A 24,829-nucleotide genomic window follows, 5' to 3' on the forward strand; every position below is an offset into this window, starting at 1 on the left:
GCGCCACCCGGCTGGACGACTACAAGCCGTACCTGATCCAGCGCTGGAACGACGGCTGCACCGACGCCGCCCGCCTATTTCGTGAAATCCGCGCCAGAGGCTACCCCGGCCGCACACCGCAGGCCGTCCGCAGATACCTGCGGCCCCTGCGAACGGACACTGCCCCCGTCCCGGCACCGCCGCCGGTGCCCAAACCTCACCGGGTGGCACACTGAATCATGCGGCACCCCGATCACCTGCACGCCGACGAGGAGTCCCAGCTCAAGGACATCCTGGCGCGCTGCCCGCAGTTGAATGCCGTTCACCGCCACGTGCGGGCCTTCGCTCAGATGGTCCGCAACCTCGAAGGGGAGAACCTCACCGCGTGGATCGACGCCGTACACGCCGACGACCTTCCCGCGTTGCGCTCCTTCGCCGGCAACCTGCACAACGACCGCGCCGCCATCACCGCAGGCCTGACCCAGGTATGGAGCTCCGGTCCCACCGAAGGTCAGGTCAACCGGATCAAGACGCTCAAGCGGCAAATGTATGGCCGTGCCGGCTTCGCCCTGCTCCGAAAACGCGTCCTGCTCGGATGAGCAGGAACACGCACCGTCACCTCATCACGAAAACCTTGCCAGAGCCCAGGTTCTGGCCGGACTCATCGGCGAAGACGAGCCAGGAGCCCCAGGCCGCCCAGGTGCTTTTGAAGCCAGCCACACCTGCCGCCTCCAACTGGCGATCTCCTCCTCCTCGTCGCGCCGGGCCGCCCGATGCGCCGGCACCTGAAACGACCACCCCAGCCGCTCCATCAGATAGGCCACCCCACTCGGCGTGTAGCGGATGTGGAACCTCTCGGCGATCAGGGCGGCGATACGCGCGCTCGTCCAGCGCTGATCGTCCCACCCGTGCGCGATCGCACCCTCGTCCAAGAACGCCTTCAGCCGGGTCAGCTGCGCCTCGGTGAGCTTGCAACCGGTCCCGGCGGTCCCCTTGGAGACCAGCGTGGCCTTGTCGCCCTTCATCCAGGCCGGATGCCACTCACAGGCGGACTTGCGTGTCACACCCGGCAGCTGGGCCACCCGAGGCGGAGTGATTCCTCCGCAGAACATGTCCGCCGTCCGAAGCCGCAGCGCCTCACGCCGTTCGCACTCCGTGCCGGACAATCCCCCGCTTCTGTCTGAGTACCTCATACCTCCAGGCAAACAGTGCGGACAGCCACCCCCTGACAGTCCGTGACACCCAACTTTCTCCGTCAGTAGCTGTAGGGGTTGGCGAACTGCGGGGTGCGCAGGTCCAGCAGCGGGTCGGTGGAGATGAACTTTGCGATGGCGGGGTCGTAGTAGCGGGCCGACAGGTAGGTCAGGCCGGTGGAGTCGTCCTCGATCTTGCCGAGGAAGCCCCGGTCGGTGAAGGGCAGGTCGTCTGTGCCGCGGCGTTTGCCGAACGGCAGGTAGCGCTCCCGGCTGACCTGGCCGGTGGTGTCGTTGACGGCGATCTGGCTGCTGCCGTGCAGGCCCGACAGCATCCAGGTGACACCGGCGGAGGTGCGCATCGCGACGGTGGAGCCGTCGGCCGCGCTGTAGTAGCGCTTGGCGGCGACCGCCCCGGCCGCCAGTTTGAGTTCCGTTGTCCCGAGGTAGAGGGTTGCGCTGCCGTCGGGGTCGCGGCGGATCAGGCGTTTGACACGCGAATTGGGATAAACCCCTAACTTGCCGGGGCCCGCCTCGACATCAACCAGTCGTAGCCGGATCCAATGCGTTCGACGTAGGCGGGCCGGAGATGAGCTCGAATGGCTTGAGGACATATTCCGGTGGACGCGTTACCTCGTCTCCGTCGCCTCGTGGACGGTCCCGCCCGGTGCGGCCGAGCGGCTCCTCCGCTACGCCTGAGCGCCGGGTGAGCCGGAGAGCAGTTCGGAGGCGTACTCGGCCATCTCCTGCGCGGATCTCGGCAGCCCGTAATCCGTGACGAGCGTGGAGAAGTTGCCGAACGGGTGACTGCCGAACCGCCAGGTGTCGGGGGAGTCCGCGAGAACGCGGACGATCCGCCGCTGGCGCTCGTCGAGCGCCGTGAAGGTCGTGCCCGCCGGAAGCGGCTCGGGGAAGGCCATCGGCAGGGCGGCGTCCGCCACCAGAAGCGCCTCGGTCCCAGAGACGGACGGCAGCCGGGCCAGCAGTTCCGCGAACAGGGCGTCGGCGTAGACGTCTCCGAGCTCGTGCAGCGCCTGCGCGGCGTATCCACGGAGGTCACCGTCGAGGAAGGGGATCGCCTCGTGCGCTCTGCCGGCGTGACCGACCCAGCCGAGCAGCTCGTCGGCGACGCGCCCACCGGCGGCCGGACCGCGGAGCCGCGCCTGCCCGATGGCCGCACCCCAGCGCACGACGTCTCGCGGATCGTCCAGTGCGACGTCCAGCGTGGCCGTCACCTCCGGCGTCGACACCCCGCCGGAGGCGGCGCCGAGCAGGCCGATCGCGACCAGGACGGTGGCGGCCACCGCGGGCTCGGGGTCGGCCGCCGCCCGGACCAGCGCCGGCAGAACGGCCTCCGCCTCCTCCGGATACCACGCCAGCGCATAGGCGGCGGCGATCCGTACCGGGACGTCGTCGTCGGTGAGCAGCTCGCGAACCAACGGCAGCCCGGAGCGGACCGCGTCGTACGCCGCCAGTGCGAGGTGGGCGTCGAGCCGGCCGTTGTCTGCGTCGTCGAGCGTCCCCATGTACTGGAACAGGCCGGGCTCGTCGCACCCGTCCTCCTCGGCCTCCTCGTCCACGAACCCCTTGCCGACGGCCAGCAGGACGTCTCCCCTCGCGGCCTGCGCACGATGGTCGGCAACGGGATAACCGGACGGCAGATGCCCCTCGGCGTAACCGACGGCCAGATGGGTCAGCAGTCCCAGGACCGCCGCACGGTCCGGCGTGGCGGGGTCCGCGAGCAGTTCCAGCAGGAACGGCACCGCGTACGCGCTGGCCTCGTAACGGGTGCCCTGGTGAAAGACGTTCCCGTACAGACTGTTCAGCGCCTTGCTCCGGACGTCGGGGTCCGGGGAGCGCAGTCCACGAATCTGGCCCGGCACATCGCCCGCGCGGCCGTAGGCGTGGGTCAGGCCGGCCCAGTCGACGACATCGAGTCCTTCAAGCATGACCGCATGCTGCCAAACGCCTACGACATTTTCACGAACGCCCATACGGATGGGGTGAATGAATATGACCGCCACCGGCTCTGTTCATCGTGCCCTTGTCCGGTCCGCGCGAGGCTGGAGCGCGGCCCGGTCGTTCGAACGACCAGGAGCGTCACGTGTCTTCTCTCTTCTCATCACCGACCGATACCGATCTGACCACCGACCGCCTCATCCTGCGGACCTGGACCACCGACGAGGCCGACGCCGTCCTGAACGGTGCCCGGCCCGCGCACTGGGCCGAGGACTTCCCCGCCGAGGGCGACCAGGTCATCGCGGGTCTGTTCACCGAGCACCCCGCGTGGCTGGGCGAGTACGGCCACCGGCAGATCGTCGAACGTGACAGCGGCCTGGTGGTCGGGGCGATCGGCCTGTTCTGGCCGCCCAGCGACGGCATCCTCGAAATCGGATATGGCATCGTGCCCTCCCGGCGGGGCCGCGGCTATGCTCCCGAGGCCACCCGGGCTCTGACGGAGTTCGCCTTTACCGCCCCGGGCGTCCGCACGGTCTATGCCAACGTGGAACTGTCGAACCCGCCCTCGATCCGCGTGCTGGAGAAAGCCGGCTTCCAGCGATGGAGCTCTGAGGAGAACATCGCCCGGTTCCGCGCCGCGCCCCCGGCCCCGGTCCCAGCCCCGGTCCAGCGGTAACCCCACGGGATCGGCGGCGGCATACCGCCGCCGATCCCGCACGTGTTGCCCGCCCCGGCTCACCCGATGGCGCGCGACAGGTCCGGATCTCGCCGGCCATGCCCCGCCGACGTGTCAACTTTTCTCCCGAAATGCGCGTCTACCCTTTATGGGATTGTTGTTTCGCGGCACCGTTGCGGCCGTCGCCTTCTTCGTCACCACGGGGCCGACCGCCGCCCACGCCGTGGCGCCGGCCGGTCAGTGGAGTGTCGTCCATAACGACCGCCGCGACTCCTACGACGCGGTGACGGTGACGCCGGGTGGGGCGGTCTGGGTCGCTGGGACGAGGCACCCGGATCGCGGATCGACCGGCGCCGAGTCGCTCCTGTTGAAGGGCGGCCGGTCCACCTTCAAGCGTGTCACCGGGCCGGGCTTCCGGGTGAAGCGGCTGACGTCGGCGTCCGACACCAGGGTCTGGGCGTTCGGCACGTCGCGATACGCCCAGTGGGACGGCAAGCACTGGCAGGTCAAGCGATGGAGCCACGGCCGGGTGGACCGGGCGCACTCCATCGGCAAAAACCTGTGGGTCATCGAGAACGCCAACGCGTTCCCGTCGACCGGTAAGGCCGGGTGGAAGGCGCACTCCACGCTGCGGCGCCTGGTCGGGCCGGTGTGGCGCAAGGTCCCCACGCCGATCGTGGTCAAAGGACTCGACGGCAAGTGGGCGGCGGGCTCGGTGCGAGGCACGGCGGCTCTGGCCCGCTGGACCGGCACGGCCTGGCGCGCGGTCGCGCTTCCGGCGATTCCGTCCGCGCATCCGGGCCAGATCTCGGAGCTGACGGATGTCGCGGTCGACGGTGAGACCGGCCGGGTGATGGCCGTCGGCTGGGCCGCCTGGCCGTGCGGCGGCGCGAAACCCTCCTTCTGCGGTGAGACCCTGCTGCTGTCCGGCTATCCGGGCGACTGGAACTTCGAGGTCCGTGGTGAACCGGGTATCCAGCCGCGCGCCCAGGCGGAGCCCGACGGCAGAGGCGGGGCCTGGGTCGTCTACGACGCCAAGGGCGGAGGCAGCGGGTTTCTGCACATCGGCACCGATGGCGTCGAGCCGGGCGCCTTTCCGGCTCCGCCGAACCAGAACGCCTCCGTCCGCGACCTCGCCATCCAGCCGGAGAGCGGTTCCGTCTGGGCGGTCGGCGCGGCACCCTCTGGCCGCAGCGGTGTGATCTGGGCCCACCCCCGCTGATCCGGCTGAGCCCCGGGACCACACGGACGGGACCGCCCTGGTCCGCGCCGGGTTCGCGCGTACCTCCGTCATGCCCGCACGAGCGGGGTCACCTGAGCTGTCGGTCTCGACCCCCTGGAGGGATTCAGCAGCGGGTGTTACCGGTTGTGAGCCGTCCCGCGTTCTGCCCGCTCAAGCTCGGCGATACGTGAACCTGTCGCGGAAACGCATACCAGGCCCGCTTTCCGGACTCTACGCTTACGGGCGAACGCTCCGCGTCAGGAGCCCGGCGAGGGAGGGAAGAAGACGCATGGGAGAGCACCAAGGGAAGCCCCGCGAAAAGGAGGAGGACTTCGTGCCGCCACCGCAGACGAAGGAGAAGTCCGACGGCCGTCCCGACGACGGCAGGCATGCGAAGCCCAGCGCGAAGTGACCACCGGCGTGGGGCCGGGACGGCGGCGTCTGCGTGAGCACCTGCTGGCCTCCGGCGCGATGTCCCCGGACTGGGCACCCGCCTACGACGCCGTCCCCCGCGAGTTGTTCCTGCCCGAGGTGATGTGGCCCTCCGTCGAGGGACGGCGCATCGTGGTCTCCAGGGCCGACGACCCCGCCGAATGGCTGCGGTGGGCTGACGCGGATGTGCCCATCACCACGCAGTGGGACGACGGCCGTCACGACGGCCCCGAGCGCGGCGAGCTGGCGACCAGCTCCAGTTCGATGCCCGGTGTGGTGTTCGACATGCTCCGGGAGCTGTCGGTGTTCGACGGGGCGAGGGTGCTGGAGGTCGGTACGGGAACCGGTTGGTGCGCGGCCCTGTTGTCGGCCCGGCTGGGTGAGGACAGCGTGGCGTCGATCGAGATCGACGAGGCGGTGGCCAAGACGGCGCGTACGGCGCTGGCCGCCGCCGGGTGGCATCCGCGGCTCGTCGTCGGTGACGGCCTGCTCGGCTGGCCGGAGCGGGCGCCGTACGACCGGATCCTCGTGACGGCGGGGGTGCGGGAGGTTCCGCGGTCCTGGATCGAGCAGACCCGGCCCGGCGGCGTGCTGGTAATGCCATGGGGGCCGGCCTTCACCGATCAGAACGCCCTCGTGCGACTGGCCGTCGACGTCGACGGCGCCGCCGGCGGGCGTTTCGTCGGCCCCACCCGGTTCATGCACGTGCGTTCCCAGCGCGGCGAATGGCCCCGGCATCGGGACTACCTGCCCAACGGCTGGCCCGCCGACACCCGCGAGTCCACCACCTCGCTCACCGCGGCCGACGTCCTGTCCGACGATTCCTACGCCGCGGTGGACTTCGTGCTCGGCCTGCTGATGCCCGAGTGCGTCTACACCCACGGGCGCTCTCCGCGCGGCACCATGACGGTATGGCTGTACGGCCTGGGTGACCTGTCGTGGGCGGCGGTGTACTTCAACGAGGACGACCCCTCGGCCTCGCGCGTCTCCCAGGGGGGACCGCGCAGCCTGTGGGACGAGGCCGAGGCCGCTCACCGGTGGTGGAGCGCGCGGGGGCGGCCGGGACACGAGGAGTTCGGCCTCACCGTCACCGCCGACGGGCGACAGCGTGTGTGGCTGGGCGATCCGTCCGCCCTGATTCCGCAGGCTGAGGCGGTGACTGGCACGGCAGCCGCCATTCGTTAGTTGAGCTGGGTATACGCGGTTACGAGACCACCAGCGGAATGATCGCCGCCCGGGTGCTCGATTCTCAGCAAGCGAGGCGGCTAGCGGGTGCGGTGCTCCACCCAGGCACGGCCGGCGTCGGCCGCGCGAGCACGTGACGCCCGGATGCGCTGAGGGCCGTTGCGGGCGACGAACTCCCGGAACAGGCTCCACACGGCCGCAAGACCGGTCACCACAGTTTCCGGGGCGACTTTCCACACCGGGAGCCTCGCCGCTAGCGCCTCGGCCTCCGCCGGAGTGTGCCCGGCGGCGATGAGGCGGGGGATCAGCAGCGCGACCTCCGCCCATGCCGGTCCCTGGCAGGCCAGGCCCCAGTCGATAACGTGAAGGTGGTCCGTCCCGGCCAGGAGGTTGCCCTCGTGCAGGTCAGCGTGGAGCAGGGAGGTCCCGGTGAGCGCGTCCACCTCCAAGCCCCGGCGGGCGCTGCGGTACTGAGCCAGGCTCTCCAGGTCGGGCGGAGGGGCGGCGAGCAGCGCGTCGGCGCGGCGGACGAGAAAGGCCACGTTGTCGGCGAGGGGCGGCACATCGGCGCCCGGGTTGGGGGTGAGCCTCTCCCCCAGGAGCGCGACGACGTCAAGAAGAGCGACCACGTCAGGGGAGGGCGGCCCCAGATCGGCGGCGTGATGTGCGGTCACGTGGTCGAACAGCAGGGTGAGCCATCCCGCGTTCTGCCCGCTCCAGCACAGACGGGGCGTGGGCACCTCGGCGGGCAGTACGGCGTTGACGTGCCGTTCGCGCTGGTAGAGCACAGCCGAGGGGGAGTCGGCGGGCAGTGCCTTGAGGAAGAGGGGGCCTCGTTCGGTGTCCAGCCGTACGGCGATGCCCGCGGTCAACCCTGCGGGCACGGCGGTGACCTCACGGATGAAACCGCAGAAGGTCTCCACCTGAGCACGCATAGCGGCAGGAAGGTCGGCCCACTGGTGTCCGGTCACGCCAGCACGGTACGCCGTCCGCGGAGCTGAGCTGGGAAGAACGAGCCGCACCGGATGGGGCGGTTCCAGTCCACCCGTGAGACAGGCGCTTCGGTGATGCCCGTGATGCCCACCCCAATTCACACGTAGCTGAGTCCACCTGACCAGGGAAACCGGTCGCGGTGCGGAAGAGTATGGACGAGAAGGACATGTGCGCCCGTGGCCTACCGGCGACCATCCCACCCACCACCCCTGTCCGGCCTGGAACTCCTGGCCGAAGCGGCCTACATGACGGCCCCTCCCCTGGAAAAGGCCCGGACACGGCCCCGAAACCGGGAGGTCGGACATGGCGAGGAGTAGCAGGCCGGGTTCAGGCGCTCGGCGGGAGAATCACCCGGCGGGGATCGTCGGGGAGGTTCTCCTCATCGAACAGGACCCACTCGGCAACCCTGACCTCATACAGCCGCATCGGGGACCGACCGGCCGCGAACTCCGCCGAACCCAGCACACCCGAGGCAGCGGGCCAGCGTGCGACGAAAGCGGCGACCTGCCGATCGATGCCCACCGTGGAAAGCTCGCGGGCATGTCCGGCGAAGGACACCCCGCGCACCGTCTGCCCCAGGTCCTTCAGAGGGATCGCCACGATCGCACCGGCGACCCGTGAGTCGCTACGGGCGTTGAGACTGTGGACGCGGTCCTGACGGGAGATCCACCGCAGCACGTCGGGCGCGAAGTGCGCGTCGTACCAGACACTGCATACCCGCGGCGCCCCGTCGTCTCCAAGGGTGGCGAGCTGCATGAGCTTCCCACCTCTGACGTACTCCTCCAGCAGCACTCGGGCTTCCGCCATGGTCACCTCCTCGGTGCCGGTGAAGGGAGGGAGGGATCGGGTGGCTGAAGGTGGGCAAGGACCTCCCGCCATTCACGCGCGACCTGGCCTACCGGGTCAAGGAGTGCTCCGAATTCGCGGGCACGGGTCACCACGCTGACGCTGTGGAAGGTGTGTCGGTCGGTGACGGCGCCGACAGCGACCCGATACGCCTCCTCGGCCTCCCCGGCCTGGGCAAGCGCCGAGGCATGCTCGAACCGCACCAGTGCCGGCTCAGTGGTGTCGGTTAGATCGTAGGTTGCCAGTGCTCTGGCAACCGCATCTACCGCCCCTTCGGTATCTCGCAGATCCACCCGACCCCGTGCTTCGTAGAACGCATGCTTCTCCGGTAGAAAAGAAAAGATACCTGGTTGGACGGTGCCCGGCAAAGATTGTTCCAGGGCAATCCGGGACGCCTCGATAGCCCGCTCGAATGCGGCTCGATCTCCAAGAGCCGCATATGCCTTGGCGGCGAACCCCCACAGCCAGGCGATCGCCGGACTGGGTGACGGCCTTTGTTCCAGTCGGGGGAGAACATGGGCGAGCACTTCTCGCGGTTCTCCAGCATAGGTGGGCAAGTAGGCTGCGCCCGCCAAGACGATGTCACTGAGGTAGTGGTCTCCTGCCTCGTGCGCTGCTCGCGCTGCGGCAAAATACCAACGGCGGGCAAGTGGGAACTGGTTGGAGTTAAACAGGATCTCACCGACCACAGTGGCGAGTCTGGCCCCGATGCGCGCCAGACGTTGTTGAACGCAGAATGGCTGTCTTTGTCCAAGTAGGTCCCGCACGCTTGATAGGTGCAACAGCGTTTCCTGCAACACGGTCGTCGGAGGAACCTTCACGACTCTCTGTCCCAGCCGTTCGGCTTCTCGCTCCATTAATAGCAATCGGCCTTCGCTGACGCTACTTGAGTCCAAGACCTGTTCAAGCAGATCCGGGCCATTCCATATGCTTTCGACCATCCCAGCAGCCATCGCCGCCGCACCCAGTCGAAACGCCTCTCGCCGGTTCGTGTCCGCCTCCCCTCGTTCGCGCGGACTACTGTCAATGCTCGAAGTAACCGCAATTTGACCATATGGGGACAAAAGCTCTGCGGCGCTATGGCCGGGAAACATCCGTTCGAGTACGCGACAGTGATCAGCACGAGGCAGTGTCTTAACCCCACATGACAGCCATCGAGTGAACTGCTCCCGACTCGGAGCAGTTCCGATCAGGTTCTTATCGAGCTGTCGAGCGACCTTTTCGTACTCGGCGGCGAACGCCGCACGTGACTTCAGATGTCGTTTCACTAAGAGTACTTTGAGAAGACTCTCACCGTTTGGCATGGATGACCCCCGCTCCTCTTCGGATCGACGAGCCGACCTCGTGTTTTCACGATGCCTTCAAGCCTAGATGACTTGTTCCTTTCATGCCCCTTGCTCGCGATACTCCGTCGCCCGCGACGCAGTGATGGAACAGGTACGACACACCGTGACGCGTCCGCGACCTTTTGGAGCTGTCCGTCAATTCCTAGCGTTCAAGACATGGCTCTACTCAGCTCAGCTGGTGAAGTTCTCGCCACCGGTCCTTGTCGTAGGCAAGCCACACAGGTAGCCGAATGGCTTCAAAGCGCGTTATGGGAGAGATATGACTTGGCCACCGACATGTTTCTCCTTGCGTCGGGCCGTGTCGCGGTCTCGGTCGCTCGTGACGTGGTCGTCCGTACCGACGGCGAGTTCATCTGGTGGACGATCCAGGGAGCAGGCCGCCGCGGCAGGCCCCGGCTGGCGCTGTACCGCACCCCGCACCTGGCCGCCGAGCGGCTCGCCAGGCAGCTGGCCGCCCAGCCGCCCCCGGACGAGGCCCCGGAGTATCGCGACGCACTTCCCCAGTGACCCCGTCGCCCGTCGCCACCCCCGAACGGATCCAGGCCCCGGACCACGGTGACCGGCCGGTGAGGTGACAGCCGTACGGCCGCCGCCTCACCCCCGGCGGCCTGGTGCACACGACCCACACCCCCCGATCACCCGGCGCCCCGCCTCAGACCGCCGACTTCCGTACCCCTGCCAAAAACCTGCGGCGGGCCCCATCCGCCGTCGTGACCCCTGCCCGCTTCCCCGGCACGAAGGCAGGAGGCCACAGCGGAGGCCCGCCGCTCCCGGTGGCCCCGGGAACACCCCGATCCCCCGTCCCGCCGCCGGACACAGGGGGCATCAGGCAGGTGCTCCCGGGGCCACACCATCACCGCCCGCAAGGATCCGACGCACCCTCACCACCGCCGGCAACGAAGCCGGCCGCTACCCACCACCGTCATCGACACCATCCCCCCGACCTCCATCGCATCGGCAAAGGAGCCGACCGTGATCCCCTTCCCGCTCCCCCCGGCAGCCCCACCCCCGGACGCGGCCCTCCACCGGCCGCGCGCCACCGCCGTCGCAGCCGTCGTCCGCCTGCAACAGGCCCTGCACCACAACGGCGTCCACACCTCCACCGCCTACGACGACGGCCTGCCCCGCCTGCACGTCAAAAACGACCTCACCATCTGGACCGACCCCACCGGCCACACCTTCTTCTGGTCCGCCCACCCCGGCGAACGCGCCGAACACGCCCCCACCACCCAGATCGACCAGATCGCCGTCCACATCGCCAACCGCCTCACCACGACCGGCACGACGGCGAAACCGGAGGCCGAGACGGACCCGGCGGACTGAGACCGGCGCGGCGGCCGGACAGGGAAGCAGCCCAGTGGGGGGCCGCCTCCCACCACCGCCGCGCCCCCTTTCCGCGCCTCCCGGGGACAGAGGGAGAGAACGCGCGGAAAGGCAGGTGCGGGCCGGTCCGGGGTGGCACTCGACCGGCCCGCACCACCCCCCTCACAACTCCACCAGACCAGCCCCCACCACACACCACCGGAGACGCCATGCCCGCCCCCGACACCCCCACCCCCGGTCACGGCCCCAAGACCGTGGCCGGGAACACTCACCCGACCACACACCACGCGTCGGCGCCGGACAGGTTCCCGACACCACCCGCCATACCGGCGCTGTGGAAAGCACCAGACCCGGCGGAGGTACGCGATCACCGCCCCGTTCCCAGCCCCAGCCCCGTTCCCAGCCCTGTCCCCGGCTCCGATCCCAGTTCGGGCCTCGGCTCTGGTGCGGGCCTTGATCTCAACCCCGGCTTCAGCCCCGCTTCGAGCCTTGGCCCCGGCTCGGCCGACACCGCCCGCGACCTGGAGGCCCGCAACCCCGGCTGGGCCATCCTCTGGCGCCCCTGGGCCCGCCGCTACTGGGCCTTCCCCTGCTGGATCACCACCCACCCCGAACCCATCGAAACCCGAAACCCCCACGACCTCATCAACCTCATCCAACAGACCGAACTCCATCACCCACCACCCGGCGACCGCTACCCACCCCCCTACCAGCACAACCAGTGGCCGACCGCATGAAGCGGGCCTAAACGGAGCGGGGAGAGGGCGCCCAGGCAACCAGGGCCGCCATTAGTTCCAAAGGTCCCAGGCAGGATGGTGGATGATCTCCGGTAACGGCAGGAGCTCGACTGGCCGGTCACCGTACCTCGTCGGAAGGGCGGAACGCAGGAGGGCCGTCAGCTCCCGGTAGGTGTGGTCGCCACCCTCGGCCCTCCAGATGACGGAGCCGCCGCCAAGCCGTACGACAGGCCGGCCATGTGGTCAAACGTGGTCAGGCGCGCCCGGTCTTCGACAGGGTCGCGTAGACGATGATGTTGTCGGTGTAGTGATGGGTCTCACGGTTGTAGACGCCGCCGCAGGTGATCAGCCGCAGGGTCGCCTCACCCGTGTTCCCGTAGACCCGCCTCGACGGGAACGTCTTCTTACTGACCTGTTCCACCCCGTCCACCGTGAACTCCGCGACGGTCCCGTCCGACCGGGACACCCTGATCTTGTCTCCGCGCCGGATCTCCTTGAGGCGGCTGAAGACTGCGGCTCCGGCGCGGGTGTTCACGTGCCCCAGCAGCACCGAGGGGCCCTGCTGTCCGGGGATCGGGCCGAGTTTGTACCAGCCAGCCTGGTTCGGCTTGCTCAGCGGAGGGGTCTCGATCTCCTTCTTGGCGTCCACGCCGAGCGGCATCAGCGGAGCCAGGACACCGATCTTCGGGATGGCCAGCCGGTTCGGCTGTACGCCCTCGCTCTTGAGCGGCGCCGGTGGCTTGACGACGGGCAGCGGCGGGGGCGCGGTGGGGGCCGCGGCCGTCAACGGTACGTCCAGCCCGCCCGGCCCCACACTCGACGGCAGGGTCTCCGCGGGCTCCGGCCGCTGCTCCTGCCGCTCCGAGGTCACCTGCTCCCCCGGCTCCGGAACATTCTCCAGGAACAGGGTGTTCGCCGCCTGCGGCACCGGAGGTCCGTACGCCTCGTCCTCGGTCGCCGGCGACAGGTAGGTGAGCAGCCCCGCCATGATCGCGGCCACTCCGCCGAGCGATCCGACCACGAGCAGAGTGGGGAGCAGGATGCTTCCCCTGCTCCTGGCCGCCCGGCTGTCGCCGTAATAAGCGTCCGGACCGTCCTGCGAAGGCCCTGGATACATCCCGGCCCCTCCTTACCTATCTTCGACCACGCACATGCGCCGCCCGGCGCCTCTTCAAGGCCACTCCACCGAACACGCTGCCGAGAAGCATGGCAGTTCCCCCGCTGATCAGCCCCATCCCGGAGGGACGGCCCTCATCGGGGGCCTCACCGGTATGGGCGCCTCCCGTGGGCGTCACGAACACCTGGGGAGCGGTCGGGGTGGGCCGGGTGGGGGTCACGGTCGCCGTCACGGTCAGCGTGGGCTTGGGGGTGGCGGTGGAGGCCGGTGGGGTGGTCGTGTAGGTGACCCCGGGGGTCGGCGTCTTCGTGACCGTGACCGTCGGACTCGGAGTGGGAGACGTGGTGACCGGAGCCTTCTCCACCTTAACCGTCGCGGTCTTTGCGTTGAGCGGTGGAGTGCAAGTGGTCTCGAAATACTCTGGAGGAGTGGCGTGTTCGCCGGGAATCACATTGAAGCCGTCAATCAGAGCGTACTGGGACTCCAAGGCAAGGCTTGTCACCCTCACCCTGTATTTGCCGTACTGAAGAACCTTCGACTTCCATAGCGCTAGTTGGCCTCGCCGCTTCTTAGCAACATCAGCCCCCTGAGCCTCAGAAACTTTCGAAGGGTGAACCACACCCTCATCGACAGGCTGCGCTTCCCCCTCCTTGAAGACCTCCACTTTCATGTCTCCGTGAAGCTCATAGCGTTCAGCGATATATTCGACTCCCGATCCCAAAAACTCCATCTCAGCCCACACCGTAGGCCCAGCAGCCCAATGAACGTCCGCTTCGCGATCCTTGAGACTTCCAGGCTCCCACTCACCAGGCGGAGGCTTAGCGACCAGGTCGCGCGAATAGTTCCAGCCATCGCTGTAACTGATCGGCCCTTGCCTGTGACTAAGCTCGCCTGCGGCATCAACAGTGTGGCCGTTTGCGTCATTGATCTCAATGGCTGATTTAGACGGCGTGAAGAAAACCTTCAACTGACCCGGAGTGACCTTTATTTCTTCACCCTTAACAACACCGGACTCACCGAGAAGCTTCTCCGGCAGCTGAAGCTGCTTTCCGCTTGTAAGCACACCGAGGTCTTTGGCACCAAGAGATTGAATCGTCCCGTTAAGCGCCCCAGAGACAGACACCGTCCCGGTAGCAGAGATTCTGCCTCCGGCAGGGAAGTCGGCAGGCGCAACAAAAGTGGGCTTATCGGCCGAGTCAGCGAGGGTCCAGTTAAATTGAAGAGGCTGGCCGTGGTAAACCGTCCTCGGAACCGACAACTGAACCTCGACGGTCTTTCCCGGCGCAGCACCAGGTGCAAGCCTTCCGATGCAGCTGTAATCGTAGATGTAGTACTCGGTATCCACAGCAGCGCGCGCTGGAGCCAGAACCACCAGACCACCGAGCGTCACCCCAAGGGCGGAGGCTAAAACCGTCCCACGGAGCCTCGTTCCCCAGCGAAACATCGCGCACTCCGATCGTCGGCACCTGGTTACAAAGTGGTCATCTGATCACAAACTAGGCCCGGATCGTACTGCCCTCAGATGTCCCCCCGCAGGGGGATGACAAGTCCCCCAGGAGACTGTGGCAAACCTGTGATCTGACCGGGCTGCGGACGAAAACGGTACACGACCCTCACCAACTGGGCATATCCAGAAGCGCGCCCGCCTGTACCTGAAAGTAACAGAATTGTATTCTGTTACTACGGGCCCCTGAGGAGGCAGTCAATGGAACGAGACCTTTTCGAAGAGGAGCACCGGCTCTTCCGTGAGACCGTGCGCGAGTTCCTGGCCCGCGAGGTGGTGCCCCACCACGCTCGGTGGGAGAAGGACGGCATCGTCCCGCGCGAGGTGTGGAAGAAGGCCGGAAAGATCGGGATGTTCGGTTTCGGGGTGCCGGAGGAGTACGGCGGGGCGGGGGTCAAGGACTTCCGCTACAACGCCGTGATCGTGGAGGAGATCATGGCGATCGGGGCGACCGGTCTGGGGTACTCCCTGCACAACGACGTGATGGCCCCGTACTTCGTCGATCTCACCAACGACGAGCAGAAGGCCCGCTGGCTGCCCGGGTTCGTGAGCGGCGAGCTGATCACGGCCGTCGCGATGACCGAGCCCGGGGCGGGCAGCGACCTTCAGGGCATCCGGACCACCGCGGTGCGCGAGAGGGACGGCTACCTCCTCAACGGCCAGAAGACCTTCATCACTAACGGCATCAACTCCGACCTGGTCGTCGCGGTCGCCAAGACCGACCCGGAGGCGGGCGCCCGGGGCATCTCGCTGTTCGTGGTCGAGCGGGGCATGGAGGGCTTCGGCCGGGGTCGCAACCTCGACAAGATCGGCATGCACGCCCAGGACACCGCGGAGCTGTTCTTCGAGAACGTCCGGGTGCCCAGGGCCAACCTGCTGGGTGAGGAGGAGGGCCGGGGCTTCTTCCAGCTCATGGCCAACCTGCCGCAGGAGCGCCTGTCGATCGCCGTGATGGCCGTGGCCGCCGCCGAGACCGTCCTGCGGGAGACCATCGAATACTGCAGGACCCGGAGGGCGTTCGGCCGCGCCATCGGCGGCTTCCAGAACACCCGGTTCGTGCTCGCCGAGCTGGACACCGAGGTCGAGATCGCCCGGCACTACGTGGACAGGTGCATCCTGGCGCTCAACGCCGGCCGGTTGAACGCGGTGGACGCGGCCAAGGCGAAGTGGTGGACCACCGAACTGCAGCACAAGGTGATCGACCGCTGCCTCCAGTTGCACGGCGGCTACGGCTACATGATGGAGTATCCCGTGGCCAAGGCCTGGGTCGACAGCCGCGTTCAGACGATCTACGGCGGCACGACCGAGATCATGAAAGAGATCATCGGCCGCTCGTTCGACTTCTGAACCCAACTTCTGAACCCGGCTTCCGCACCCGATTTCCGCACCGTGCCCTCCGGGGGGATCGGGATTCCGGCGTCCCTCAGGGGTAGGCCCCGGACATCCCTTCAGAGAGATCGGGATCCGGACACCCCTCCAGACTCCGGGGAGATCGGGACCTCGGAAGTCACTCTTTGACGATCTCCTCGATCCGCACGGCCATACCGTCCGAGACCATTACCTTGGCGTAGAACGAGACGCCCGCCTTGAGCGCCTTCGCCAGTTGCTTCGAGGAGCACCGGTGCGGGATCGCCCCCTCGGCGCAGACGCTCCCCTGCGTGTCGAGCACCACCGTGTCGCCGGTGAGCAGCGCCTCCTTCACGCCCCGGCCGGTGTCCACCACGATCGACCCGGTGCCCAGCAGGCTGAGCTGCCCGGTCTCCTCGGCGTCGATCTCCCTGATCCCGGAGACGTTCCCCTCGCCGAGCGGCGTCTCCTGCGAGGGCGTCGCGGTCCCGCCCGGGGTCGTGATCCCGCCCGGCGTCACGGCGTCCGGGGTCACGGCCTCGCCGGGGGACGCGGCCCCCGGAGGCGTCACGGGGGCGGAGGCCGCCGGTGAACCGGAAGCCTCGACAGGCGAACCGTCCCCGCCCGAACAGGCGGACAGCCCCGCGGCCAGCACGGCCCCCAGCAGGACCGGCAGCACACGTGTCATCTTCGCTCTGGTCACAGTGGGCAACCATGCCACGGGACCCCGTGCCGTGGTTAATCCGTGCCCGGCCGTCATCCGATCGTCGTCGTGGTTAATCATCACAAGATCCTCGCCGCCGACGCATACTGGTCAGCGTAGGCTCCCCAGAGGCGGTGTTGATGGACAGCGGACTGACCTTGCTGATCTTCCTGGCGTTCCTGTTCGCCTGGGGGCTCAACCGGGTACGGCGTGCCGTACGGCTCGGCCCGATCGCCTACGCGGGCATCATGGTGGTGTTCATCCTGGTGATGCTCGCCCTGTGGGGGCAGACGTTCCGCTAGGGGACGGCCTGTCCTCACGTCCAGGAGGGCTCGGAGGGCTCAGCGGGTCTTGGTGGGGATCTCGAACCAGACGGCCTTGCCCTCCTTGGTGGGGCGTGAGCCCCAGCGCTTGGCGAGCTGGTCGACGAGGTAGAGCCCTCGGCCGCCCTCGTCGTTCTCTCCGGCGCTGCGGATGCGGGGCAGGCGCAGGTCCTGGTCGAAGACCTCGACCCAGACAGACTCGCCGCCCCGGCGGAGGCGGAGCGTGAACTCCTTCTCGTTGACGATCTCCTCGTCGAGGCTGTCGAAGCCGGAGACGTCCCAGGACTCCTCGAACGGGATCGGCGCGGCGGCGCCCACCACGAGCCCTCGGCGCGGGACACTGGAGTTGGCGGCGTGCAGCACGACGTTGGTGACCACCTCCGAGACCAGCAGGCAGGCCAGCTCGGCCGGCTCCTCGGGGACGTTCCACCCGGTGAACGCCTCCGCCGCCATCCGGCGGGCCTCGCCGACCATGATCGGCTGGGCCGGGAAGGTGCGCTCCTCCATGTCGAGGTCGTCGCGGGAGGACCTGACCACCAGGATCGCCATGTCGTCGTCGATGTCGCCGGGCACCGCGTCCGTCGCGGCCTGGGCGATGTGCTCCGCCGAGGCGTCGCAGGTGTCGGCGAGTCTCTCGCAGAGGATGTCGAGGTTCTCCTCGGCGCTGAGCGGCCGGCCGTCGGCGTCGCGGCTGGGACGGCGGTCCACCAGGCCGTCGGTGTAGAGAAGCAGCGCGGCCCCGGGAGGCAGCATCCGCGTCTCCTCCTTGTAGACCAGGTCGGCGTGGAGGCCGGTGGCGCGGACGCCGAGCGGCTGGCCGACCTCCTCGATGTGCAGCTCGGTGCAGGTGCCGTCGACGAGGAGCAGCGGCGGGGAGTGCCCGGCGTTGGCGAACGACAGCTGCCGCGACCAGGCGTCGTAGACGAGGTACTGGCAGGTGACGATGGGCGGGACGCTGACGTCGGCGCCGCTGTCGTCCCTTTCGGGGATCGCGACGATGTTCGTCCACTCGTCGAGCTTGGCGAGGATCTCCGCGGGGGGCTTGTCGTCCTGGGCGAAGGCGCGCAGCGCGGCCCGGAGCTGGCCCATGACGGCGGCGGCCTTGGCGCCGCGGCCCTCGACGTCGCCGATGACGATGCCGACCCGGCCCGCCGACAGCGGGATGACGTCGTACCAGTCGCCGCCGACCTGGGTCTGAATGCCCTGGCCGTGCGAGGCGAGCGGGGCCGCCGGGCAGTAGCGGACCGCGATCTCCAGCCCGTCGAGCTCGGGCAGCTCGGCGGGCAGCAGGTGCTTCTGGAAGGACTCCGCGGTGTGCCGCTCCTCCTCGAACAGCAGCGCGTTGTCCACGGCCAGCGCGACCCGGGTGGCGATGGTCCCGACGAAGTCACGGTCGAAGGCGTCGTAGTGGGGGCTGCGCCGGTCGGTCAGGTTGGACAGGCCGAGGTACATCAGCCCGAGGACCTCACCGCGCACGCAGAGCGGCGCCACGATGGCCGAGGTCATCCCGACCTCGGCCGCGAGGCGGGACTTGGCCGGGCCCGTGCTGGGGTAGTTGGTCTGGGAGAAGTCCTCGACCAGGACGGTCTCCTGACGGCGCAGCGCGATGTCGGCGTAGTGCCCCGCCGGGTAGTTGACCTCGGCGCCGAGCGGTGCCCAGGTGTCGGGCGGCGGCTTCCAGCCCGGCACGTGGGTGGAGACCCTGCGGGTCATCCGGTCGCCCTGCATCAGCTCGATGAAGCAGTGATCGGCGAACTGCGGGACGAGCATCTCGGCGACGCGTTTGAGGGTCTCCTCGACGTACAGCGAGCCGGCCAGCCGCTCACCGATCCGCTCCAGCAGGCCGAACCGGTCCTTCTCCCGCTCGTTGCTGCGCATCGCCTCGCGGGCGGTGATGACGATCCCCGTCACCGATCCGGACGGGTGCCGCAACGGCACCGCCTGGGCTCGGACGTAGATGATCGTCCCGTCACCGCGCCTGACGTCGAAGGTGCCCTCCCAGACGCCGCCCTTGAGCACGTGCTTGGCGAGCTCCACGGCGAGCGGGTGATCCTTCTCCATGATGCCCAGGGAGCGCGACCGGTCGCGGCTCGAATTGCCGGGGTGGCCGAACAGCCTCTCGGCGAACGGGTTCCAGTACACGACGTTGCTGAAGCGGTCGGTGACGACCACCGCCATCTCGGCATGGTCAAGGACGGATCCGGCCGAAAGGTGGTCGGCGGCATCCTGTGACAGATCCCCCCACCGTTTCATCCGGTGACCACTTCTCGGGGAAGGCTGTGCGCAAAGCGAACCACGGTGGCTCCTGCTGCGGTCTCGGCAGGGGAGTAAGGGGTCTCCCGAGGGGAATTCAACCAACCAGAGGGGCAGTGGTCAGCGTGTGGAGACGAAAACGTGCGCGGCGATGTCTCGCGGAAGATCCGCCAGAGTATTCTCCGCCTCGTCGTCACCTGTCACCCGCACACCGTCGTCGCTCGCCGCGAGCGTTACCTCGCGTCCGGGTTGTATCCCAACTTGCTTGAGTTTAAGCATCACAGCCGGATCGCTTTGCACTTGTTCGCTAATTCGACGGACGACAACGGGTATATCTCTGGGTCCGGCCATCGCCGCCATGGACGGCAGGGACTGCCACTCCACCCTCGGAACGTCCGTCACACCGAGCTCCTCAAGGCCGGGGATGGGGTTGCCGTGCGGGTCCTCGGTCGGGTTGTTCAGCAGGCTGACCAGCCTCGCCTCCACCGATTCGGACATCACGTGCTCCCAGCGGCACGCCTCGATGTGCACCTCCTCCCAGGGCAGCCCGATCACCTGGGTGAGCAGGCACTCGGCGAGGCGGTGCTTACGCATGACGCGGGTCGCGAGCGTGCGCCCCAGCTCGGTCATGGTCAGGTGACGGTCACCTTCGACCCTGACCAGTCCGTCGCGCTCCATCCGGGCCACCGTCTGGCTGACGGTGGGGCCGCTCTGCTGAAGCCGCTCGGCGATTCGCGCACGCAGAGGGACGATTCCCTCCTCCTCCAGCTCGAAGATCGTGCGAAGGTACATCTCCGTGGTGTCGATCAGTCCGTGTGCGGTCAAGGCTCCTCCCGCCCTACTCGTTTCCGGGCCCGGCGCGGTGTCCTCCCCCGGGGACCGCGCGGGACCGAAAAGTCTCAGACCACGACCCTATTGCGAGATCCGCCCACGATGGTCATGGACGCCAACACCCGGACGCCTCGAATCCTTCCCGACCTGGTCAAACACTCCGCGCCACGGGCCGGTAACTCCTGAAGGCCGGTACGGCCAGCCCGACGGCGAGCACGACGACCGCGCACGCGATCCCACCGCCCACCCACGCCCCGGTGGCCCCGAACCACACCGCGCTCGCCCCGGCCCGCAGATCCCCCAGCCGGGGGCCGCCGGCGACCACGACCGTGAACACGCCCTGCATCCGCCCGCGCATGTCGTCGGGGGCGTGGGTCTGCAGGATCGTCTGCCGCCATACGGCGGAGACCAGGTCGGCGGCGCCGCCGAGCGCCAGCAGCGCGACCATCAGCCACAGCTCGCCCACCAGCCCGGCCGCGGCGACGCTGAGCCCCCAGGCGGCGATGACGAACGTCAGGGCCATGCCCTGGCGCCGCACCCGGCCCACCCAGCCCGACAGCAGGCCGCCGGCCACCGAGCCGATCGAGATGCTCGCCGACAGCCAGCCGAACGCGATCGGCGAGCCGCCGAACCGCTCGGCGACGATCTCCGGGAAGAGCGCCCTGGGCAGCGCGAACGCCATGGCGATGATGTCCACCACGAACGACATCATCACCACCGGGTGCCCGGAGATGTAGCGCAGGCCGTCCACGACGGAGCGGAGGCCGGGGCGGGTCACCTCGCCGACCGGTTCGAGCGCCGGCAGCCGTACCGCGGCGTAGAAGCCGACGCCGAACAGCAGCGCGTCGATCAGGTAGGCGGTGGCGACGCCGCCCTGGGCGAGCACCACCCCGGCGACCAGCGGGCCGACCACGGTGCCGAGGTTGCCCACCAGGAAGTTGAGGGTGTTGGCCGCCGGGACCAGTTCGACCGGGACCAGCCGGGGGACGATCGCCCCTCTGGTCGGCCCTGTGAGGGCGAACCCGGTGGCGTGCACGGCCACGGTGGCCAGCAGCAGCCCGACGTGGGCCACCCCCAGGGCGGCCTGGAGCAGCAGGCCGAGTGTCGCGGTCCAGGCGATCAGCGAGCCGATCAGGAGCAGTCTGCGCCGGTCCACCGCGTCGGCGACCGCCCCGCCCCAGAGCCCGAAGACCACCAGGGGGATCAGGTTGGCCGGGCCGAGCATGCCGACCCAGAACGACGACCCGGTGATGGCGTAGATCTGGGCGCTGACCGCCACCGAGGTGAGCTGGAAGCCGATGAACGACACGCCCTGGCCCATCCAGAGCCGCCGGTAGGCCGGGATCGCCAGTGGACGGGTGTCCACCGCCAATCGCCGCACGAAGTTCCCGAACGCCACGCCGCCCCCTCAGTCCCGCCGGACATATGGGGATATATCACTAAAGGTCGGGTAGGACGGTCAGGGGGCCAGGCGTTCCACCATCCAGGAGGCACCGGAACGGCGATAACGGAGGCGGTCGTGCATGCGGTCAAGCTGCCCCTGCCAGAACTCCACCTCCAGCGGAGCGACCCGGAAACCACCCCAGAAGTCCGGCACCGGCGGATCCTCCGGCCAGCGGGCGGCCAGCTCCGCGTAGCGGTCGTCCAGCTCCTGCCTGGAGTGCACGGCGGCGGACTGCCGCGACGCCCAGGCCCCGATGCGGGAGCCGTACGGGCGGGATCTGAAGTAGGCGGCCGACTCCGCGCGCGACAGCCGGGTCACCGAGCCCTCCACCCGCACCTGGCGGCGGATGGGGTGCCAGGGGAAGAGCAGGCCGGCCCGGGGGTTCTCCGCCAGGTCACGGCCCTTGCGCGACTCGTAGTTGGTGTAGAAGACGAACCCCTCCTCGTCATAGCCCTTGAGCAGCACGGTCCTGGCCGTCGGCAGCCCGCCGGCCGAGCTGGTCGCGACCACCATCGCGTTCGGCTCGGGAAGCCCGGCGGCCACGGCGTCGTCGAACCATCGGGCGAACTGGGTCACGGGGTCGGGGGCGAGGTCCTCCTCCAGCAGAGGCAGACCTTCGTAGGTACGGCGAAGCCCGGCCAACGAGGGCGGGCGCGATGTGGCATCCACAGGGAGGTATTCTCCCGTGCTTGACGCAAAGAGTACGCACCGCCCCCCACCTGGGGCGATTCCGTTCAGGAGGGTCCGGCGGCACACCGTCGCCCCTCGCAGGGTTGAATAAGACCCGCCGGTATCTCGACATCAAGGCTTTGACTTCAAGAAAGGGAGGCGGCCGCGAATGTCCGACTTCAAACCCGGTCTCGAAGGCGTAGTGGCTTTCGAGACGGAGATCGCGGAACCGGACAAAGAGGGGGGCGCCCTCCGCTATCGGGGCGTCAACATCGAAGAGCTGGTCGGACGTGTCACCTTCGGACACGTGTGGGGCCTGCTCGTCGACAACAAGTTCCAGCCGGGGCTCCCCCCGGCCGAGCCCTACCCCATCCCCGTCCACTCCGGTGACATCCGCGTCGACGTGCAGAGCGCGCTGGCCATGCTGGCCCCCGCGTACGGCTTCCGCCAGCTGCTCGACATCGACGACGAGCAGGCGCGCGAGGACCTGGCCCGGGCCAGCGTGACCGCGCTCAGCTTCGTCGCCCAGTCCGCCCGCGGCCTCGGCCTGCCGATGGTCCCGCAGAGCCAGATCGACAAGGCCAACAGCATCGTCGAGCGGTTCATGACCCGCTGGCGGGGCGAACCCGATCCCAAGCACGTGCAGGCCATCGACGCCTACTGGACGTCCGCGGCCGAGCACGGCATGAACGCCTCCACCTTCACCGCCCGCGTCATCGCCTCCACCGGCGCCGACGTGGCCGCGGCGCTGAGCGGCGCGATCGGGGCCATGTCCGGACCGCTGCACGGTGGCGCCCCCGCCCGCGTGCTGCACATGATCGAAGGCGTCGAGAAGCTGGGCGACGCCAAGAAGTACGTCCAGCAGGAGCTGGACAAGGGCCAGCGCCTCATGGGCTTCGGCCACCGCGTCTACCGCGCCGAGGACCCCCGGGCCCGTGTGCTCCGCCGTACCGCCAAGGAACTGAACACGCCGCGGTACGAGGTCGCCGTGGCGCTGGAGCAGGCCGCCCTGGAGGAACTGCACGCCCGCAAGCCCGACCGGGTGCTGGCCACCAACGTGGAGTACTGGGCCGCGGTCATCCTGGACTTCGCCGAGGTGCCCTCGCACATGTTCACCTCCATGTTCACCTGCGCCCGCACCGCCGGCTGGGCCGCTCACATCCTGGAACAGAAGCGTACGGGCAGGCTCGTCCGCCCCAGCGCCAGATATGTCGGCCCGCCGCAGCGCTCGGTCAAGGACGTCCCCGGCGGCGCCGCGGTCGTCGGCTCGTTCTGATCCGCCTCACCTGACCCGTACGACCTGACCCACCCGGTCGCTCCGACCGGCCCGGCCGGTCCGGTCCCACTCCGTACGGCTGTCGCGCGGCCCCTCGCGCGACAGCCGTTCTCCGCGCGGCGCCGTCCCGTCCACGGCGACCGCCCCGCCGGACCGCGACCGTTCTCGCGGGCGGCGGGCGTCTCTCCCGCGGCGGGCCTTCCCCGCGCGAGCCGTTTCGCATGGGACGACCGTTTTCGCGTGCACCACACCCATCTCAGATTACGGACCCTGGCCTGTACCGATCGGCGGGCTCAGTAGGCTGGTCAGGTGGCTGACATCGTGATTCCCTCTGACATCAAGCCCGCCGACGGCCGCTTCGGCTGCGGGCCATCGAAGGTGCGCCCGGAGCAGCTCTCGGCTCTGGCCGCCTCCGGATCCAGCGTGCTGGGCACCTCTCACCGCCAGAAGCCCGTCAAGTCGATCGTGGGGCGCGTCCGCGCGGGCCTGTCGGAGCTGTTCTCCCTTCCCGAGGGCTACGAGGTCGTCCTGGGCAACGGCGGCACCACGGCGTTCTGGGACATCGCCGCCTTCGGACTCGTCCGCGAGAGGTCGCAGCACCTGCACTTCGGCGAGTTCTCCTCCAAGTTCGCCTCCGTGGTGGCCAAGGCCCCGTGGCTGGGCGAGCCGACCGTGATCAAGTCCGAGGTCGGCAGCCACCCCGAGGCCCGCCTGGAGGAGGGCGTGGACGTCTACGCGCTCACCCACAACGAGACCTCGACCGGCGTGGCGATGCCGATCAGGCGTGTGGGCCAGGAGGGTTCGCTCGTCCTGGTCGACGCCACCTCCGGCGCCGGCGGCCTGCCCGTCCAGGCGAGCGAGTTCGACGTCTACTACTTCGCCCCGCAGAAGAGCTTCGCCTCCGACGGCGGCCTGTGGATCGCCCTGATGTCCCCGGCCGCGCTGGCCAGGGTCGAGGAGATCTCCGGCGGTGGCCGGTACGTCCCCGAGTTCTTCAGCCTGCCGGTGGCGATCGACAACTCCGTCAAGGACCAGACCTACAACACGCCCTCGGTCGCCACGCTGTTCCTGCTGGCCGACCAGATCGAGTGGATGAACGGCAACGGCGGCCTGGCCTGGACCACCGCCCGCACCGCCGACTCGGCCCGGCGGCTCTACACGTGGGCGGAGAAGACCTCCTACACCACGCCGTTCGCCGCGCCCGAGTTCCGCTCCAACGTGGTCGGCACCATCGACTTCGCCGACGAGGTGGACGCCGCCCAGGTGGCCAAGGTCCTGCGCGCCAACGGCATCGTGGACACCGAGCCCTACCGCAAGCTCGGCCGCAACCAGCTGCGCATCGCGATGTTCCCGGCCATCGACCCCGACGACGTCGAGGCCCTGACGAACTGCGTCGACCACGTGGTCGAGCGGCTCTAGGCCACAGGCCGCGGCCCCGGGGGAGAGCCGGCCCCGCCCCGGGGCCCTCGGC

The 24,829-nt window shown here is 68.7% G+C and carries 25 protein-coding genes and 1 pseudogene; 13 read left to right on the plus strand and 13 right to left on the minus strand.

The window, feature by feature from the left end:
• Both ACWEF2_RS20175 and ACWEF2_RS20180 read left to right on the plus strand, forming a co-directional pair.
• Positions 1-215 (plus strand): annotated as a pseudogene (locus tag ACWEF2_RS20175) (ISL3-like element ISAzs13 family transposase); the annotation flags it as partial.
• 3 nt (positions 216-218) lie between these two features.
• Positions 219-578, plus strand: a complete 360-nt coding sequence (locus tag ACWEF2_RS20180; protein WP_453817264.1) for an ISL3 family transposase — start codon at positions 219-221, stop codon at positions 576-578.
• Between the two features lie 24 nt (positions 579-602).
• Here ACWEF2_RS20180 and ACWEF2_RS20185 read toward each other — a convergent pair whose 3' ends face one another.
• The 3 genes from ACWEF2_RS20185 to ACWEF2_RS20195 form a co-directional block, all read right to left on the minus strand.
• A complete protein-coding gene (locus ACWEF2_RS20185; RefSeq protein ID WP_453817266.1) occupies positions 603-1,043 on the minus strand; it encodes a helix-turn-helix domain-containing protein in 441 nt (146 codons plus the stop codon).
• 191 nt (positions 1,044-1,234) lie between these two features.
• The gene (locus ACWEF2_RS20190) at positions 1,235-1,786 is read right to left on the minus strand and encodes an RHS repeat-associated core domain-containing protein (protein WP_453817268.1); all 552 of its coding nucleotides are present in this window, start codon (positions 1,784-1,786) and stop codon (positions 1,235-1,237) included.
• Positions 1,787-1,861: 75 nt separating this feature from the next.
• Positions 1,862-3,121 carry a HEAT repeat domain-containing protein gene (locus ACWEF2_RS20195; protein ID WP_453817272.1) on the minus strand — a complete coding sequence of 420 codons (1,260 nt, stop codon included), beginning with the start codon at positions 3,119-3,121 and terminating at the stop codon, positions 1,862-1,864.
• A 155-nt stretch (positions 3,122-3,276) separates the two neighbouring features.
• Here ACWEF2_RS20195 and ACWEF2_RS20200 point away from each other — a divergent pair, with 155 nt between their 5' ends.
• From ACWEF2_RS20200 to ACWEF2_RS20215, 4 genes are all read left to right on the plus strand, one after another.
• Positions 3,277-3,807, plus strand: coding sequence for a GNAT family N-acetyltransferase (locus ACWEF2_RS20200; protein WP_453817274.1), 531 nt, complete (start codon positions 3,277-3,279; stop codon positions 3,805-3,807).
• A gap of 148 nt (positions 3,808-3,955) precedes the next feature.
• Complete coding sequence (locus ACWEF2_RS20205; RefSeq protein ID WP_453817275.1) at positions 3,956-5,029, plus strand: hypothetical protein; 1,074 nt, start codon at positions 3,956-3,958, stop codon at positions 5,027-5,029.
• A gap of 289 nt (positions 5,030-5,318) precedes the next feature.
• Positions 5,319-5,441: a hypothetical protein gene (locus tag ACWEF2_RS20210; RefSeq protein ID WP_453817277.1), complete on the plus strand. Its 123-nt coding sequence runs from the start codon at positions 5,319-5,321 to the stop codon at positions 5,439-5,441.
• Positions 5,438-6,646: a methyltransferase domain-containing protein gene (locus ACWEF2_RS20215; RefSeq protein WP_453817279.1), complete on the plus strand. Its 1,209-nt coding sequence runs from the start codon at positions 5,438-5,440 to the stop codon at positions 6,644-6,646. The genes ACWEF2_RS20210 and ACWEF2_RS20215 overlap by 4 nt, the downstream gene beginning before the upstream one ends.
• Before the next feature lie 80 nt (positions 6,647-6,726).
• Here the strand turns inward: ACWEF2_RS20215 and ACWEF2_RS20220 are convergent, their stop codons facing one another.
• The 3 genes from ACWEF2_RS20220 to ACWEF2_RS20230 all read right to left on the minus strand — a co-directional run bounded on the left by ACWEF2_RS20220 (position 6,727) and on the right by ACWEF2_RS20230 (position 9,438).
• A complete protein-coding gene (locus tag ACWEF2_RS20220; protein ID WP_453817280.1) occupies positions 6,727-7,617 on the minus strand; it encodes an aminoglycoside phosphotransferase family protein in 891 nt (296 codons plus the stop codon).
• A gap of 349 nt (positions 7,618-7,966) precedes the next feature.
• Positions 7,967-8,446, minus strand: a complete 480-nt coding sequence (locus tag ACWEF2_RS20225; RefSeq protein ID WP_453817282.1) for a pyridoxamine 5'-phosphate oxidase family protein — start codon at positions 8,444-8,446, stop codon at positions 7,967-7,969.
• A 2-nt stretch (positions 8,447-8,448) separates the two neighbouring features.
• Complete coding sequence (locus ACWEF2_RS20230) at positions 8,449-9,438, minus strand: hypothetical protein (protein ID WP_453817284.1); 990 nt, start codon at positions 9,436-9,438, stop codon at positions 8,449-8,451.
• 657 nt (positions 9,439-10,095) lie between these two features.
• Between ACWEF2_RS20230 and ACWEF2_RS20235 the strand changes: the two genes are divergently transcribed.
• The 3 genes from ACWEF2_RS20235 (at position 10,096) to ACWEF2_RS20245 (ending at position 11,891) form a co-directional block, all read left to right on the plus strand.
• Positions 10,096-10,338: a hypothetical protein gene (locus ACWEF2_RS20235; RefSeq protein WP_453817285.1), complete on the plus strand. Its 243-nt coding sequence runs from the start codon at positions 10,096-10,098 to the stop codon at positions 10,336-10,338.
• Between the two features lie 465 nt (positions 10,339-10,803).
• Positions 10,804-11,154 carry a hypothetical protein gene (locus ACWEF2_RS20240; RefSeq protein ID WP_453817287.1) on the plus strand — a complete coding sequence of 117 codons (351 nt, stop codon included), beginning with the start codon at positions 10,804-10,806 and terminating at the stop codon, positions 11,152-11,154.
• 209 nt (positions 11,155-11,363) lie between these two features.
• Positions 11,364-11,891, plus strand: coding sequence for a hypothetical protein (locus tag ACWEF2_RS20245; RefSeq protein WP_453817289.1), 528 nt, complete (start codon positions 11,364-11,366; stop codon positions 11,889-11,891).
• A 253-nt stretch (positions 11,892-12,144) separates the two neighbouring features.
• Here ACWEF2_RS20245 and ACWEF2_RS20250 read toward each other — a convergent pair whose 3' ends face one another.
• Positions 12,145-13,008: a class F sortase gene (locus tag ACWEF2_RS20250; protein WP_453817291.1), complete on the minus strand. Its 864-nt coding sequence runs from the start codon at positions 13,006-13,008 to the stop codon at positions 12,145-12,147.
• 16 nt (positions 13,009-13,024) lie between these two features.
• The gene (locus ACWEF2_RS20255) at positions 13,025-14,452 is read right to left on the minus strand and encodes a hypothetical protein (RefSeq protein ID WP_453817293.1); all 1,428 of its coding nucleotides are present in this window, start codon (positions 14,450-14,452) and stop codon (positions 13,025-13,027) included.
• A 261-nt stretch (positions 14,453-14,713) separates the two neighbouring features.
• On the opposite strand from ACWEF2_RS20255, the gene ACWEF2_RS20260 reads away from it, so the two are divergent.
• On the plus strand, positions 14,714-15,859 hold the full coding sequence (locus tag ACWEF2_RS20260) for an acyl-CoA dehydrogenase family protein (RefSeq protein ID WP_453817295.1): 1,146 nt from the start codon (positions 14,714-14,716) through the stop codon (positions 15,857-15,859).
• 160 nt (positions 15,860-16,019) lie between these two features.
• On the opposite strand, the gene ACWEF2_RS20265 is transcribed toward ACWEF2_RS20260, so the two are convergent.
• Complete coding sequence (locus ACWEF2_RS20265; protein ID WP_453817296.1) at positions 16,020-16,562, minus strand: hypothetical protein; 543 nt, start codon at positions 16,560-16,562, stop codon at positions 16,020-16,022.
• 140 nt (positions 16,563-16,702) lie between these two features.
• Between ACWEF2_RS20265 and ACWEF2_RS20270 the strand changes: the two genes are divergently transcribed.
• Complete coding sequence (locus tag ACWEF2_RS20270; protein WP_453817298.1) at positions 16,703-16,864, plus strand: hypothetical protein; 162 nt, start codon at positions 16,703-16,705, stop codon at positions 16,862-16,864.
• 39 nt (positions 16,865-16,903) lie between these two features.
• On the opposite strand, the gene ACWEF2_RS20275 is transcribed toward ACWEF2_RS20270, so the two are convergent.
• From ACWEF2_RS20275 to pdxH, 4 genes are all read right to left on the minus strand, one after another.
• Positions 16,904-19,138 carry a SpoIIE family protein phosphatase gene (locus ACWEF2_RS20275; RefSeq protein WP_453817300.1) on the minus strand — a complete coding sequence of 745 codons (2,235 nt, stop codon included), beginning with the start codon at positions 19,136-19,138 and terminating at the stop codon, positions 16,904-16,906.
• 120 nt (positions 19,139-19,258) lie between these two features.
• The gene (locus tag ACWEF2_RS20280; RefSeq protein ID WP_453817302.1) at positions 19,259-19,963 is read right to left on the minus strand and encodes a metal-dependent transcriptional regulator; all 705 of its coding nucleotides are present in this window, start codon (positions 19,961-19,963) and stop codon (positions 19,259-19,261) included.
• A gap of 157 nt (positions 19,964-20,120) precedes the next feature.
• Complete coding sequence (locus tag ACWEF2_RS20285) at positions 20,121-21,368, minus strand: MFS transporter (protein WP_453817304.1); 1,248 nt, start codon at positions 21,366-21,368, stop codon at positions 20,121-20,123.
• 60 nt (positions 21,369-21,428) lie between these two features.
• Positions 21,429-22,082: a pyridoxamine 5'-phosphate oxidase gene (gene pdxH, locus ACWEF2_RS20290; protein ID WP_453817306.1), complete on the minus strand. Its 654-nt coding sequence runs from the start codon at positions 22,080-22,082 to the stop codon at positions 21,429-21,431.
• Between the two features lie 169 nt (positions 22,083-22,251).
• Here pdxH and ACWEF2_RS20295 point away from each other — a divergent pair, with 169 nt between their 5' ends.
• A complete protein-coding gene (locus tag ACWEF2_RS20295) occupies positions 22,252-23,358 on the plus strand; it encodes a citrate synthase 2 (protein WP_453817308.1) in 1,107 nt (368 codons plus the stop codon).
• A gap of 309 nt (positions 23,359-23,667) precedes the next feature.
• Positions 23,668-24,777: a phosphoserine transaminase gene (gene serC / locus ACWEF2_RS20300; RefSeq protein ID WP_355597841.1), complete on the plus strand. Its 1,110-nt coding sequence runs from the start codon at positions 23,668-23,670 to the stop codon at positions 24,775-24,777.
• Positions 24,778-24,829 lie beyond the last annotated feature (52 nt).

This window comes from Streptosporangium sp. NPDC004631 (genome assembly GCF_053601935.1).

Excerpts from the sequence above, each read along its gene's own strand:
- ACWEF2_RS20230 (WP_453817284.1), bottom strand. The coding sequence starts at position 9,438 with ATGGCTGCTGGGATGGTCGAAAGCATATGGAATGGCCCGGATCTGCTT.
- ACWEF2_RS20225 (WP_453817282.1), bottom strand. The coding sequence starts at position 8,446 with ATGGCGGAAGCCCGAGTGCTGCTGGAGGAGTACGTCAGAGGTGGGAAG.
- ACWEF2_RS20180 (WP_453817264.1), top strand. The coding sequence starts at position 219 with ATGCGGCACCCCGATCACCTGCACGCCGACGAGGAGTCCCAGCTCAAG.
- ACWEF2_RS20195 (WP_453817272.1), bottom strand. The coding sequence starts at position 3,121 with ATGCTTGAAGGACTCGATGTCGTCGACTGGGCCGGCCTGACCCACGCC.
- ACWEF2_RS20270 (WP_453817298.1), top strand. The coding sequence starts at position 16,703 with ATGGACAGCGGACTGACCTTGCTGATCTTCCTGGCGTTCCTGTTCGCC.
- ACWEF2_RS20245 (WP_453817289.1), top strand. The coding sequence starts at position 11,364 with ATGCCCGCCCCCGACACCCCCACCCCCGGTCACGGCCCCAAGACCGTG.
- ACWEF2_RS20210 (WP_453817277.1), top strand. The coding sequence starts at position 5,319 with ATGGGAGAGCACCAAGGGAAGCCCCGCGAAAAGGAGGAGGACTTCGTG.
- ACWEF2_RS20260 (WP_453817295.1), top strand. The coding sequence starts at position 14,714 with ATGGAACGAGACCTTTTCGAAGAGGAGCACCGGCTCTTCCGTGAGACC.
- ACWEF2_RS20190 (WP_453817268.1), bottom strand. The coding sequence starts at position 1,786 with ATGTCCTCAAGCCATTCGAGCTCATCTCCGGCCCGCCTACGTCGAACG.
- ACWEF2_RS20250 (WP_453817291.1), bottom strand. The coding sequence starts at position 13,008 with ATGTATCCAGGGCCTTCGCAGGACGGTCCGGACGCTTATTACGGCGAC.
- ACWEF2_RS20205 (WP_453817275.1), top strand. The coding sequence starts at position 3,956 with ATGGGATTGTTGTTTCGCGGCACCGTTGCGGCCGTCGCCTTCTTCGTC.
- ACWEF2_RS20255 (WP_453817293.1), bottom strand. The coding sequence starts at position 14,452 with ATGTTTCGCTGGGGAACGAGGCTCCGTGGGACGGTTTTAGCCTCCGCC.
- ACWEF2_RS20275 (WP_453817300.1), bottom strand. The coding sequence starts at position 19,138 with ATGAAACGGTGGGGGGATCTGTCACAGGATGCCGCCGACCACCTTTCG.
- ACWEF2_RS20295 (WP_453817308.1), top strand. The coding sequence starts at position 22,252 with ATGTCCGACTTCAAACCCGGTCTCGAAGGCGTAGTGGCTTTCGAGACG.